Annotated in this window: 11 protein-coding genes and 2 tRNA genes; 4 read left to right on the forward strand and 9 right to left on the reverse strand. The window is 71.8% G+C overall.

The genetic code is table 11. The features are described from left to right. The 5 genes from ACFYZL_RS28525 to ACFYZL_RS28545 all read right to left on the reverse strand — a co-directional run bounded on the left by ACFYZL_RS28525 (position 1) and on the right by ACFYZL_RS28545 (position 3,542). Positions 1-768 (reverse strand): response regulator transcription factor, encoded by a 768-nt coding sequence (locus ACFYZL_RS28525; protein WP_384746035.1) that lies wholly within the window; start codon positions 766-768, stop codon positions 1-3. Between the two features lie 80 nt (positions 769-848). Further along, positions 849-1,772: an amidohydrolase family protein gene (locus ACFYZL_RS28530; RefSeq protein WP_388682833.1), complete on the reverse strand. Its 924-nt coding sequence runs from the start codon at positions 1,770-1,772 to the stop codon at positions 849-851. Then, complete coding sequence (locus ACFYZL_RS28535; protein WP_384746033.1) at positions 1,756-2,094, reverse strand: antibiotic biosynthesis monooxygenase family protein; 339 nt, start codon at positions 2,092-2,094, stop codon at positions 1,756-1,758. The genes ACFYZL_RS28530 and ACFYZL_RS28535 overlap by 17 nt, the downstream gene beginning before the upstream one ends. 117 nt (positions 2,095-2,211) lie before the next feature. After that, positions 2,212-3,111 carry a DUF2797 domain-containing protein gene (locus ACFYZL_RS28540; protein ID WP_388682836.1) on the reverse strand — a complete coding sequence of 300 codons (900 nt, stop codon included), beginning with the start codon at positions 3,109-3,111 and terminating at the stop codon, positions 2,212-2,214. Then, positions 3,108-3,542, reverse strand: a complete 435-nt coding sequence (locus ACFYZL_RS28545; protein WP_384586491.1) for an Lrp/AsnC family transcriptional regulator — start codon at positions 3,540-3,542, stop codon at positions 3,108-3,110. Before ACFYZL_RS28545 ends, ACFYZL_RS28540 begins: the two co-directional genes overlap by 4 nt. Positions 3,543-3,649: 107 nt before the next feature. Between ACFYZL_RS28545 and ACFYZL_RS28550 the strand changes: the two genes are divergently transcribed. After that, a complete protein-coding gene (locus tag ACFYZL_RS28550) occupies positions 3,650-4,561 on the forward strand; it encodes an SMP-30/gluconolactonase/LRE family protein (RefSeq protein WP_384746040.1) in 912 nt (303 codons plus the stop codon). A 4-nt stretch (positions 4,562-4,565) separates the two neighbouring features. On the opposite strand, the gene ACFYZL_RS28555 is transcribed toward ACFYZL_RS28550, so the two are convergent. From ACFYZL_RS28555 to ACFYZL_RS28565, 3 genes are all read right to left on the reverse strand, one after another. Then, entirely contained in the window at positions 4,566-4,931 is a 366-nt protein-coding gene (locus ACFYZL_RS28555) for a PH domain-containing protein (protein WP_384746031.1), read from the reverse strand. A gap of 211 nt (positions 4,932-5,142) precedes the next feature. Further along, positions 5,143-5,215, reverse strand: a tRNA-Arg gene (locus tag ACFYZL_RS28560). A gap of 341 nt (positions 5,216-5,556) precedes the next feature. After that, positions 5,557-5,647: transfer RNA gene (locus tag ACFYZL_RS28565), tRNA-Ser, on the reverse strand. A gap of 197 nt (positions 5,648-5,844) precedes the next feature. Here ACFYZL_RS28565 and ACFYZL_RS28570 point away from each other — a divergent pair. The 3 genes from ACFYZL_RS28570 to ACFYZL_RS28580 all read left to right on the forward strand — a co-directional run bounded on the left by ACFYZL_RS28570 (position 5,845) and on the right by ACFYZL_RS28580 (position 10,464). Further along, complete coding sequence (locus ACFYZL_RS28570) at positions 5,845-6,270, forward strand: SSI family serine proteinase inhibitor (protein ID WP_384746014.1); 426 nt, start codon at positions 5,845-5,847, stop codon at positions 6,268-6,270. Positions 6,271-6,389: 119 nt separating this feature from the next. Continuing rightward, positions 6,390-9,875: a PAS domain-containing protein gene (locus ACFYZL_RS28575; protein ID WP_384746013.1), complete on the forward strand. Its 3,486-nt coding sequence runs from the start codon at positions 6,390-6,392 to the stop codon at positions 9,873-9,875. 13 nt (positions 9,876-9,888) lie between these two features. After that, positions 9,889-10,464 carry an antibiotic biosynthesis monooxygenase gene (locus ACFYZL_RS28580; RefSeq protein ID WP_384746012.1) on the forward strand — a complete coding sequence of 192 codons (576 nt, stop codon included), beginning with the start codon at positions 9,889-9,891 and terminating at the stop codon, positions 10,462-10,464. A gap of 57 nt (positions 10,465-10,521) precedes the next feature. Here the strand turns inward: ACFYZL_RS28580 and ACFYZL_RS28585 are convergent, their stop codons facing one another. Next, positions 10,522-12,171: a long-chain fatty acid--CoA ligase gene (locus ACFYZL_RS28585; RefSeq protein ID WP_384746011.1), complete on the reverse strand. Its 1,650-nt coding sequence runs from the start codon at positions 12,169-12,171 to the stop codon at positions 10,522-10,524. Between the last annotated feature and the right edge of the window lie 116 nt (positions 12,172-12,287).

The raw sequence follows: 12,287 nt of genomic DNA on the forward strand, positions 1-12,287 counted from the left end.
CTACTCGGCCGGCTTGATCAGGTAGCCGGCGCCCCGCCGGGTGTGGATCATCGGTGCGAGGCCGGGGCCGCTCTCCAGCTTCCGACGCAGGTAGGAGATGTACAGCTCGACCACGTTGGCCTGGCCGCCGAAGTCGTAGGACCACACCCGGTCCAGGATCTGCGCCTTGCTGAGCACCCGGCGCGGGTTGCGCATCAGGTAGCGCAGCAGCTCGAACTCGGTGGCGGTCAGGTGGATGTCCCGCCCGTCCCGCACCACTTCGTGGCTGTCCTCGTCGAGCCGCAGATCACCGACGGCGAGTACCGAACCGCCGCGCGCCGCCTGCGCCGCGCCCGAGCGCCGGACCAGCCCGCGCAGCCGGGCGACGACCTCCTCCAGGCTGAAGGGCTTGGTGACGTAGTCGTCGCCCCCGGCGGTGAGACCGGCGATGCGGTCCTCGACGGAGTCCTTGGCGGTCAGGAACAGTACGGGCACCTGGGGGATCTCCCGACGCAGCCGCCCGAGGACGGCGAGTCCGTCCATGTCGGGGAGCATGATGTCGAGGACCACCACGTCCGGCCGGAACTCCTTCGCCGCCCGGACCGCGCCCGCCCCGTCGCCCGCGCTGCGGACCTCGCAGCCCTCGTAGCGCAGGGCCATGGACAGCAGCTCGGAGAGCGAGGCCTCGTCGTCGACGACGAGCACCCGGCAGGGCCCTCCGTCGGGCCGCACCAGGCTCGTGGGAGTGCTCGTGGACATGGACGCGTGGAAGCTGGTCGTCGCAGTCATACCCCTACGCTGTCCCGAGCCTCTGAGAGCCTTCTTGCCCCTTCCTGTGAATTCCCTGAGAAACGGATCAGGGACAACACTCAGAGACCGGGACCGGGACCGGGACCGAGGCCGGGACCGAGGCCGGGACCGAGGCCGAACAGCCGGGCGGCATTGTCATGGCAGACGGCCCGCAGCCAGTCGTCGCCCAGGCCGAGCCGTTCGAGGGCGAAGAGCTGGTGCTCGTACGGGTGCGGGATGTTCGGGAAGTCGGTGCCGAACAGGATCCGGTCGCCGAGGTCCGCGAGCCGCCCGAGATCACCGGCCGGGAAGCCGGTGAACTGCTCCGCGAAGTCGGTGAAGGCCATCGTGGTGTCCAGGCGGACCTCTCCGTACCGGTCGGCGAGGTCGAGGAAGTCCGCGTACTCGGGCATGCCCATGTGGGCGATGATCAGCGGCAGCCGCGGGTGGCGGGCCAGCAGCCGGGCGATCGGCTCGGGCCCGGTGTGCTTGCCCGGGACGGGCCCGGAGCCGCAGTGGATCACCGTGGGGATCCCGGCCTCGGCCAGCAGCCCCCACACCGGCTCCAGCCGTTCGTCGTTCGGGTCGTACCCGCCGACCTGGATGTGCGCCTTGAAGATCCGCGCCCCCGCCTCGACGGCCTGCCGGACGTACGGGCCCACGCCCTCCTCCGGGAAGAACGTCGCGGTGTGCAGGCAGTCGGGGGTACGGGCGGCGAAGTCGGCGGCCCAGGAGTTGAGCCAGGCGGCCATGGCCGGCTTGTGCGGGTACAGCATGGCGGTGAAGGACCGGACGCCGAACTCCCGCAGCAGCGCGACCCGCTGCTCCTCCTCGTGCCGGTAGACGATGGGCCACTCGACCCCGGTCAGCGGGCCGACCGCGTCGAAGTAGTCCCACACCTTGTCCAGGACCCGCGCGGGCATGAAGTGCGTGTGGACGTCGACCAGTCCGGGCAGCCCGAGCCGTTCCCGGAAGGCCCTGAGTGCCTCAGGCGTCGCGACCAAAGCCGTGGCTCCGCTCGACGGTCCCGACGTGCAGGGTGTAGCTCTCGTACCAGTCGGCGCGACCCTGCTTCATCGCCGCCTGGTGCTCCAGGTCCCGGCGCCACACGGCCAGCGACTCGTGGTCCCGGAAGTACGCGACGGTGATCCCGAGCCCGCCCGGGGTACGAGCCGACTCGTAGCCGAGGAACCCGGGGTTGGCCCGGACGATCTCGTTCATCCGGGCGAGGGTCTCGGGGTATCCGCTGTCGTCGTCGGTGCGGACATTGCTGAAAACGGCCATGACATAAGGCGGTTCAAAGGCCTGTACCGGCTGAATGCTCATGACCACCACCCTCGGCCGGGCTCCCCCGCCATGTCCACCACAATCAGCCCCGGGAGCCCAAAGGGATCCAAGTTTTGACCAAGCCCGCAGCCCACCCGGACCCCGACGCCCCGCCTCTCAGAACAACCCGTCCTGCCCGGCGGCCGGATCGGTGGGGGCAGCGATCTCCGCCACCGGAACCACGGCCCGAGCGCCCGCTTCGGCCTCCGGGGCGACGAGTTCCCAACCGGCCAGCAGCCGGGTGTCCACCACGAGCCCGTCCGCGAGGTGCAGATCAGGCCCGGCCGCGCCCACGAGCGTGCCCACGACGGCGCCACCCGGCACCATCGCCGTGACCACCCGGGCCGGTACGGGCAACCCGGCCCACCCGTTCAGCCCGAACAACCCCGCATGGTCGACGACTTCGCATCCGAGCCGCTCCAACGACTCCGGCCAGCCCGCAAGCGCCGCCGCCCGCGCGTGCAACTCGGCGACTTCCAGGGCCCGCTCGGACGCCGGCGGCAGGTGCGCCCGCACCCCGCGCTTGCGCGCGTACGCGATCCGGTCCGGCACCCCGAGCGCCGCCCTCAACAACTCCTCGGTGCGCCGTGCGGCCATCAGCGGCCCCCGTCCCAGCCACGCCCAGGTCACGGCCCCCTGCTCCAGCAACCGGACGGAGCCGCGCTCCTCGGCGGTGATGCCGACCTTGACCAGGCCGGGCCCGAACCAGGCCAGGTAGACCCGGTAGGTGCGCGGATCGGCAGCATTGGTGTCGGCCGCCACCGAGAACGACCGGTCGAGCCGGGCGCACTCGGGGCACTGCGCGTTCCCCGCCCGCCCCGGCACGGTGGCGGCGGTGGGGCACGCCGTCCGCCTCCCGGCCCGCCGCACACCCAGGCAGTGGCGTTCCCCTCGTGCCACGAAGGCCAGCCGCCGGCCGTGGACGAGCCCGCTCACCCGCTCGCCGCGCCCCTCGCCGTACCACCCGATGGCCGGCCGGCCCCCGCTCCACCGGATCCCGGTGCACCACCAGGTCACAGGGGGAGCGGCCGCTCGAAGAAGGTCTCCAGGACGACGGTGGCGTGCGTTCCGCTGACCCCCTCGATGCCGTAGAGCCGCCGCAGGACGTCCTGCAGCCCCTCCGTCGAGGCGGTGCGCACCTTGACCATCACCGAGGCACTGCCGGCGATGATGTGCGCCTCCTGGATCTCGGGGATCGCCGCGAAGTCCGGGGCGGACTCGCCCATCCAGGCGTTGGAATCGACCATGACGTAGGCCAGTACCCCACTGCCGACCGCGGCCGGGTCCACGTCGATGGTGGTCCGCCGGATCACCCCGCGCTCGCGCAGCTTGCGGACCCGCTCGTGGGTCGCCCCCGCCGAGAGCCCGACCGCCGTACCGAGAGCGGCGTACGACTGCCCCGCGTCCTGCTGCAGGCGCAGGACGAGCGCCCGGTCGATGTCGTCCACGCGAAGTTCCTCTCATGGGCCCGTCGGCCCTTGCGAAGACAGTACCGGATCCTGCAATCTCAACATCACGCCGAACACAATTCGGCAATCTGCTCTCAGGGGGAATGATGTCTGCCATAGCCGACCTCACCTTGTACGAGATCCTGGACGACCGCTTCCAGACCGGGCGCTGCGCCAACGGCGACGCCCGACTGGAGCGGCTCTACGACGACTGCCGCTGGGCCGAGGGCCCGCTCTATCTGCCGGCCTGGCGACAACTGGTGTGGAGCGACATCCCGAACGACCGGATGCTGCGCTGGGACGAGGCCACGGGCGCGGTCTCCGTCTTCCGCTCCCCGGCCGGCCACCCCAACGGCAACACCCTCGACCGCGAAGGCCGCCTGATCACCTGTGAGCAGGGCAACCGCCGCGTCACCCGCACCGAACCGGACGGCCGCCTGACCGTCATCGCCGACCGCTACGACGGCAAGCGACTCAACAGCCCCAACGACGCGGTCGTGCGCTCGGACGGCTCCATCTGGTTCTCCGACCCGGACTTCGGCATCACCAACGACTACGAGGGCCACCGGGCGCCGAGCGAGATAGGCGCCTGCAACCTCTACCGCGCCGACCCCACGACCGGCACCGTCAGCATGGTGGCCGACGGATTCCTCGGCCCCAACGGCCTCGTCTTCTCCCCGGACGAGAGCGAGCTGTACGCCGCCGACACCCGCGCCGGCCACATCCGCGCCTTCGAGGTCACCGACGACGGCACCCTCACGAACGACCGGGTCTTCGCCACCTGCCCCGGCGTCGACAACATCCGCTTCGACGACGAGGGCAGGCTGTGGGCGGCCGCGATGGAGAACGGCGTCCGGTGCCACGCCCCGGACGGCACCCTGATCGGCCGAGTCCGCGTCCCCGAGCCGGTCTCGAACCTCGCCTTCGGCGGCCCCAAGAACAACCGCGTCTTCATCACGGCCACCACCTCGCTCTACTCGATGGTGATGTCCGTGACCGGCCTCCCCCGCGTCCTGTGACGGCCTAGCGGGCGACGAACTGCGTCAGGATCGCCTGCACCTCGTAGATGTCGACGCCCTTGGTGAAGGTCTTCTCGATCGGCGTCGAGCTGCCGGATATCCAGATCTTCAGCTCGGCGTCGAGATCGAAGTGCCCCGCGGTCTCCACCGCGAAGTGCGTGATGCTCCGGTAGGGGATGGAGTGGTACTCCACCTTCTTCCCCGTGAGCCCCTGCTTGTCGATGAGCACCAGCCGCCGGTCGGTGAACAGGATCGTGTCCCGGATCAGCAGGTACGCGGCGTGCACCTGCTCGCCCTGCCCCATCAACCGCGCGTAGTCCCGCTGCGCCGACACCGGGTCGACCGTGTGCGCGTTCCCGAACAGTCCCATGAGAGCCCCCCGCCAATAGCTTCGAACGATCTCCAAAACCGTATCGAGCCCGGCCCGTAACCCGCGTCCCTCTCCAGAGCCATCCCATCCCCGAGTACCCCTGGGGGATCTCTCCCCATCAAGGAGGAGGCCGGCTGACTGACGCACATCACCGTCGCAGGGGCATAACGCGAGAGGCCCCGGACTTCCGTCCGGGGCCTCTGGCCTGCTGTGCACTCGGCAGGATTCGAACCTGCAACCTTCTGATCCGTAGTCAGATGCTCTATCCGTTAAGCTACGAGTGCTTGGGTTTCCCGGGGTTTTTCGCCCCGTTGGCCTTGCGAGAACAACAATACATGGACCTCGCCGGGACGCGAAATCCATTAGCCAAACCACCTCTGACCTGCGGAAACGCGCTGGATGTAGATCGTCCGGATGAGTTGACCCGAAGAGGTGGAGGGGCCGCCGTGCCGGTTGATCGGCACCGATCGGGGTCCGTCGGAGTCCATCCCGGTCCACCCGGGTCTGCCCGGGTCCGCTCGGCTCCATCGGGGCCCGCCCGGCTCCGCCGGCGCCCGCCCGCATCGAATCGACCCGGAAAAGCATCGAAGCCCCGGTCCGTCAGGACCGGGGCTTCGATGAGGTGCGGAGGCGGAGGGATTTGAACCCTCGATGGGGCGTAAACCCCAAACCGCATTAGCAGTGCGGCGCCATAGACCGGACTAGGCGACGCCTCCAGCTCACCCCCGCGTACGAGGGTGCGTGCAGATGATGACACAGGCGCGGGGCCCCTCACCAATCCGCTCCCACGGTACTAGGAGCGGCGGCCCGAGGGCAAAGCCTTAAGACCACGCGATACGGGCGTCGGGACGGAACGTAGGAGCGCCGCCGTCGTTGGGCAGGCGTACGACGTACGGACGACCTGGAGTGCCCCATGCTGCGTCTCGCCGCCTTCGCCGTCACCTCCGCCCTGGCCGCCTCGGTCGCCGGGCCGCTGCCACCGCTGCCCCTCGGGCGGCTGCTGACCGGGCCCGACAGCCTCACCATCGCCATGGCCGACACCGGCAACCACAGGCTGGACCGGGAGTACCTGCTCGAGTGCGACCCCGTGGGCGGCGACCACCCCTGGCGGGAGCAGGCCTGCGCGAAGCTGCAGAAGCTCGCCTCCGAGGGCAAGGACCCCTTCGCGCCCGTCTCCAAGCGGCAGATCTGCAGCATGAAGTACGGCGGCCCGGCCACCGCGCGGATCACCGGCACCTGGCAGGGGCGCAAAGTCGACGCGACCTTCCGACGCACGGACGGCTGCGAAATCAGCCGTTGGGAGGAGTTGGAACCTCTGCTTCCGACTGGGCGTTCCTGACCTGGGAGGATGCACGGGGCGGGCGATATGCACCGAACTTCGGCCGTCCCACCACGGAGCTGTGCCCTTAGACTCCTCCCGTGACATGCCGGTAGTTGTGGTCAGGGAGGAAGCTCGTCGTGAGCAGCAGGCCATCCCGAGGCGCTGCTCGCCTCGCAGCAATACTCGATGCCCTTCCGGACGCGCTGTTGCTCGTCAACACCAACGGCACGGTCGTCAACGCCAATTCGATCGCCCTCGAGGTCATGGAGAGCCCCGGAACCGGGCTCGTCGGCCGGGGCGTGCTCGGCCTCCTGCCCGAGTTCGACTCCAAGCTGATCCCCGGCTCCATGCGCCGGCCCGGCGAGGACGAGGGCGGCCGCGCCACGCCCAAGCGGATGATCGCGCGCCGCACCGACGGCTCCGAGTTCCCCGTCGAGGTCACCGCGGCCCACCTCGACGGCCGCGACGCCTACCGCGAGCCGCAACCCTCCTACACCGGTGACGAGCTGCTGATGCTCGTCGTACGGGACCTCTCGCAGACCGTGGACACCGAGGCCGAGCTGGCCCGCTCCCAGCGGCAGACCGAGATGATCCTGCGCGCCGCCGCCGAGGGCGTCGTCGGCACCGACACCGACGGACGGGTGGTGCTGGTCAATCCGGCCGCCGCCCAGATCCTCGGCTACCGGGCCACCGACCTCGGCAACCGCGAACTGCACGGCCTGGTGCAGCACTCTCGTGCCGACGGCTCGCCGTTCCCCTTCGACGAGTCCCCTCTCGCCGACACCCTGCGCAGCGGCCGCAAGCACCGGGTGCGCGGACAGGTGCTGTGGAACAAGGCGGGCCAGCCGGTCGCCGTCGACCTGACGACCTCTCCCGTACGGGACGGCGAACAGCTCGTCGGCGCCGTCATGACCTTCACCGACCGGCGTCCGTACGACGCCCTCGCCGCGCGGCACGCACAGCTGCTGGCCGTCCTCGGCGACTCGCTGCGCGGACCGCTGGACGAGCTCCGCGGGGAGCTGGCCACGCTCGCCGCCGACGACGCGGGTCAGCTGTGGCCCGAGGCCAACCAGCTGCTGCACCACCTGGCCGCCGGGTACTCGCGGATGACCACGCTCGTGGACAACGTGCTCGGCTTCCAGCGCCTGGACGCCGGCAGCGACAAGCTCAGCAAGAAGAAGGTCCTGATCAACGGCGTCGTCACGGCCGGCGTCGACGGCGCGGTCGAGCTGATCGGGCCGGGTCGAGCGCAGTTCGCCGTCCACGCGCCGACCATCGAGGCCGAGGTGGACGCCGAGCGGGTCGCGACCGCGCTCGCGCACCTGGTCGCGGACGTCGCCGGGGTGGACGCCACCGGCAAGACCCGCCAGGGCAGCGGCTACAGCGACTCGACGATCGTCGTGGCCGCCGCACAGCGGGGCGATGTCGTACGGATCGAGGTGCGCGGGCCGTACGAGGGCGGGAACCCGGTGCACGAGCCGATCGTGCGGGGCATCGTGGCCGCGCACGGCGGAGTGCTGCAGACCGTCGAGGTGCCGGGTGCGCCGGGCGGAGCGTACGTACTGGAACTGCCGCTGGGCTCGGGAGCGGGGACGGTGACCCTGCCGGAGCCGGCGGAGGAGCCGGATCCCGCGGCGGGTCCGGCCGGGGACGGCGCGGGCGCGGGCGCGGCCCCCGGGAAGGTCTCCGGCGGGCGCCGCGGCCGACGCGGTGTGGACGCCTTCCTGGAGGACGAGGCATCGGGCCCCGGAGCCGCGCAGTCCGGCCAGGGCGGGGGCGCTCTGGCGCTGCCGTCCGGACGGCGGCGGGGAGCCGAGGCCCCCGCGCCCGAGGCGGGCCCGGAACTCGCGCAGTCCCCGGTGAACCCGGCGGGCCTGGGCACCGGACGCAGGCGCGGCCGCGCCGGAGACGGCAGCGGCGAGGACGGCACGACCCCGGGCGGGCCCGGAGGCCCGGGCGGCGTCGTCCCGCCCGGCGGCATCGCGGCTCAGGGCGGGGTCGTCGCCCCCGGCGGCGTCGCCGGCCCGAACGGCCCCGGCGCCGTCGTCGCGCCCGGAGGCCTCGCGGGCCAGGGCGGGGTCGTCGCACCCGGCGGCATCGCCGGCCAGGGTGCGCCCGCCGTCGTCGCACCCGGTGGGATCGCCGGGCCCGTGCCGCCGCAAGGCACCGGAATGCCCGCGCTGCCGGCCGTGCCGTCCGTACCCGTGACCCAGCACCCCGCCGGGCGGCGCCGCGCACTGGGGCCGGCCGGTCCCGTGCAGCCCGCTGGTCCCGTACCCGCCACCGGCCTGAGCCCCGCTCCCGCGCGGCCCATCGCCCCCGAGGGCGGCTTCGCCCTGCCCGCCGGACCGACGCAGGCCCCCGCGATGGCCGGTCCGGCCCCCGCTCCCGCAGACGCGGACGCGGACGCTCCGGGTGGGCGGCGCGGGCGCCGGGTGCTGAGCACGCCCGCCGCCGAGCCCGAGGAAGCGGCCCCCGCCGAGGAACCCGTACCCCCGACCGGGCGGCGGCGTGCGCTGCCCGGCACCCCGGCGTGGCCGGTCCCGGCGGCGCGGACGGCGCCCGAGGACGGCGAGTCGGGCCAGGTCGCGCTCCCCGGGGCCCGGCAGCCGCAGGAGACCCCCGCGGAGGGCCAGACGGGGCAGGCGGCGATCAACGTCCGTGCCCTCGGCACCCTCGGTCAGGGCATCTCCATCGACCCGAGCACGACCGCACCCGGCACCGGCACCTCCGGTTCCGGCCGCCGGCGCCGGCTCGCCGAGCCCGCTCCGCAGGGCCGGGCCTTCGCCATAGGCGCGCCCGAAGCCGGTGCCGCCGAGGGCCCCGAGCCGCTGGACGGCCCGGGCGGCGCCGTCGAGGTGGTCAACCGGCCCGCGCCCGCACCCGTGGACGACGAACTTCCGCCCGAGCCGCTGGACAACCCCCGCCGGCTCCTGGTGTGGCCCGCGCCCGACGTGCAGACGCAGCAGGCGCTCAGCGACCGCGGCTACCGCCCGGTGATCGTGCACTCCCGCGAGGAGGTGGACGCGCAGATCGCCGCGTTCCCCGCCGCGTTGTTCGTGGATCCGCTGACCGGGCCGATCACCCGTACCGCCCTGCAGTCCCTGCGGCAGGCCGCGGTGGCGGCCGAGGTGCCCGTCCTGGTCACCGCCGGGCTGGGGCACGCCGCGCGCGAGGCCGCGTACGGAGCCGATCCGGCCGTCCTGCTCAAGGCGCTGGCGCCGCGCGACAGCGAGCAGCACCCCTCGCGGGTCCTGCTGATCGAGGAGCGCGACGAGATCGCCTCGGCGCTCACCACCGCCCTGGAACGGCGCGGCCTCCAGGTCGCCCGGGCGGGCGCCGACACCGACGCGGTGGAACTGGCGACGCAGATGAGGCCCAACCTGGTCGTCATGGACCTGATGCAGGTACGCCGCCGCCGGGCCGGGATCGTGGACTGGCTGCGCGCCAACGGGCAGTTGAACCGCACCCCGCTGGTCGTCTACACGGCGACGGGCATCGACGCGGCGGAGCTGCCGAAGCTGGGTTCGGGGGAGAGCGTGCTCTTCCTCGCCGAGCGGGCCACCACGGACGACGTACAGGGCCGCATCGTGGACCTACTGGCCAAGATCGGCACCAACTAGCCATCCTGGCCCGATGGCCATCTTCGACACGACCGAGCACACCGTCCCCGCGGACAACGGGGAGGTGAACCTGCTCATAGCCCGTCAGGTGGAGCCCGGGTACGAGGAGACCTTCGAGGCCTGGGCCCACGGGATCCTGGACACGGCCGCGAGCTTCCCGGACCACCTGGGGTACGGGCTGTTCCGCCCGGCGACCGAGGGCGGGCCGTGGTTCCTGGTGCACCGCTTCCGCAACGAGGCCGCGTTCCAGCGCTGGCAGGACTCGCCCGAGCGGGCCCAGTGGTTCTCCAACTGCCTGGGTCACCACCACCAGGAGATAGCCCGCCGGGAACTGCACGGCATGGAGACCTGGTTCGCCAAGCCGGGCACGACCCGGCCCGCGCCGCCCCGCTGGAAGATGGCGATCAGCTCGGGGCTGGCCATCTTCCCGATCTCGCTCGTCGGCAACGCGGTGCTCGGGCCGTTCCTGGTGGATCTGCCGTTCGTGCTGCGCACGGCCGCCTTCACCGTCGTGTTCAGCACCCTGATGACCTACGTGGCCATGCCCACCGTCAGCAGGCTGCTGCGGCCGTGGCTCACCAAGGGGTGAGCCCGCTCCCGGTCACCAGGGACCCGGTCAGGCGGCCGGTGGCCGCCCCGCCCCCGGTCAGTCGAGCTTCGTGACGTCGAGCTCGCCGTCCGCGTACTGCTTGCGGATCACCTTCTTGTCGAACTTGCCGACGCTGGTCTTGGGCACCTCCGTGATGACCGTCCAGCGCTCCGGCAGCTGCCACTTGGCGATCGACCCGCCGAGGAACTCGCGCAGGCCCGCGTAGTCCACGGTGGCGCCCGCCTTGAGCACGACGGTGGCCAGCGGGCGCTCGCCCCACTTGTCGTCGGGGACGGCGACCACGGCGGCCTCGGCGACCTCCGGGTGCGCCATCAGGGCGTTCTCCAGCTCCACGCTGGAGATCCACTCGCCGCCGGACTTGATGACGTCCTTGGCCCGGTCGGTGAGGGTGAGGTAGCCGTCGTGGCTGATGACGCCGACGTCCCCGGTCTTGAGCCAGCCGTCCGCGCTGAACTTGTCGTCGGGGCGGTACGGTTCGCCGTTGGCGCCGCCGAAGTAGGCGCCCGCGATCCAGGTGCCGCGCACCTCCAGCTCGCCCGCGGACTCGCCGTCCCAGGGGAGGTGGTCGCCGGTGGGGCCGACCAGGCGGGCCTCGACGCCCGCCGGGAAACGGCCCTGGGTGATCCGGTACGGCCACTCCTCCTCGGCGCCCAGACCGGCCGGCGGGTGCGCCATCGTGCCGAGCGGGGAGGTCTCGGTCATGCCCCACGCGTGACAGAGTCGTACGCCGAGCTTGTCGTAGGCCTCCATCAGGGCGGGCGGGCAGGCCGCGCCTCCGATGGTGACCTGCTTCATCGAGGTCAAGTCGCGCGGGTTGGCGGTGACCTCGGCGAGCAGGCCCTGCCAAATGGTGGGAACGGCCGCCGCGTGCGAGGGCTTCTGCCGCTCGATCATGTCGGCGAGCGGGGCGGGCTGGAGGAACCGGTCCGGCATCAGCATGTTGATGCCGGTCATGAAGGTGGCGTGCGGCAGGCCCCACGCGTTCACGTGGAACTGCGGGACCACGATGAGGGTGGTGTCCCGGTCGGTCAGCCCCATCGACTCGGCCATGTTGACCTGCATGGAGTGCAGGTAGATCGAGCGGTGCGAGTAGGCGACGCCCTTGGGATCGCCCGTGGTGCCCGAGGTGTAACACATGGCCGCGGCCTGGCGTTCGTCCAGCTCGGGCCAGTCGTAGGTGACCGGGCGGCCCGCGATCAGCTCTTCGTACTCGTGCACGCGGACGTTCAGGCCTTCGAGCACCGAGCGGTCGCCGATGCCGGAGACGACGACGTGCTCGACCGTCGGCAGGTGCGGCAGCAGCGGCGCGAGGAGCGGCAGCAGGGTGCCGTTGACCAGTACGACCCGGTCCTCGGCGTGGTTGACGATGAAGATCAGCTGCTCGGGAGGGAGCCGCAGATTGAGGGTGTGCAGGACCGCGCCCATGGACGGGATCGCGAAGTACGCCTCGACGTGCTCGGCGTTGTTCCACATCAGCGTCGCCAGGACGCTTCCGGGCTCGACGCCCAGCTCGTCGCGCAGGGCATGGGCGAGCTGCGCGGCGCGGTCGCCGATCTCGGCGAACGTGCGGCGCTGCGGCTCGGCCTCGCCCGTCCACGTCGTCACGGTGGACCTGCCGTGAACCCTCCGACCATGCTCCAGAATCCGGCTGATGGTGAGCGGTACTTCTTGCATGGTGCTGAGCACGGGCGTCCTCCCGATGGGCGCTGTCACTCGTCTCGACGGGTGGGAGAATTCTGCGCACGTACCACTTGGTATGTCACTACGTCTCGGTAGCTTTCTTCGAAGCCGCCACCGGCGAT

This window comes from Streptomyces sp. NPDC001717 (assembly GCF_042892775.1).
Classification (GTDB): Bacteria; Actinomycetota; Actinomycetes; order Streptomycetales; family Streptomycetaceae; genus Streptomyces.

Bases quoted from the DNA above. Each gene is read 5' to 3' on its own strand.
- ACFYZL_RS28580 (WP_384746012.1), top strand. From the start codon at position 9,889: ATGGCCATCTTCGACACGACCGAGCACACCGTCCCCGCGGACAACGGG.
- ACFYZL_RS28550 (WP_384746040.1), top strand. From the start codon at position 3,650: ATGTCTGCCATAGCCGACCTCACCTTGTACGAGATCCTGGACGACCGC.
- ACFYZL_RS28535 (WP_384746033.1), bottom strand. From the start codon at position 2,094: ATGAGCATTCAGCCGGTACAGGCCTTTGAACCGCCTTATGTCATGGCC.
- ACFYZL_RS28570 (WP_384746014.1), top strand. From the start codon at position 5,845: ATGCTGCGTCTCGCCGCCTTCGCCGTCACCTCCGCCCTGGCCGCCTCG.
- ACFYZL_RS28555 (WP_384746031.1), bottom strand. From the start codon at position 4,931: ATGGGACTGTTCGGGAACGCGCACACGGTCGACCCGGTGTCGGCGCAG.
- ACFYZL_RS28525 (WP_384746035.1), bottom strand. From the start codon at position 768: ATGACTGCGACGACCAGCTTCCACGCGTCCATGTCCACGAGCACTCCC.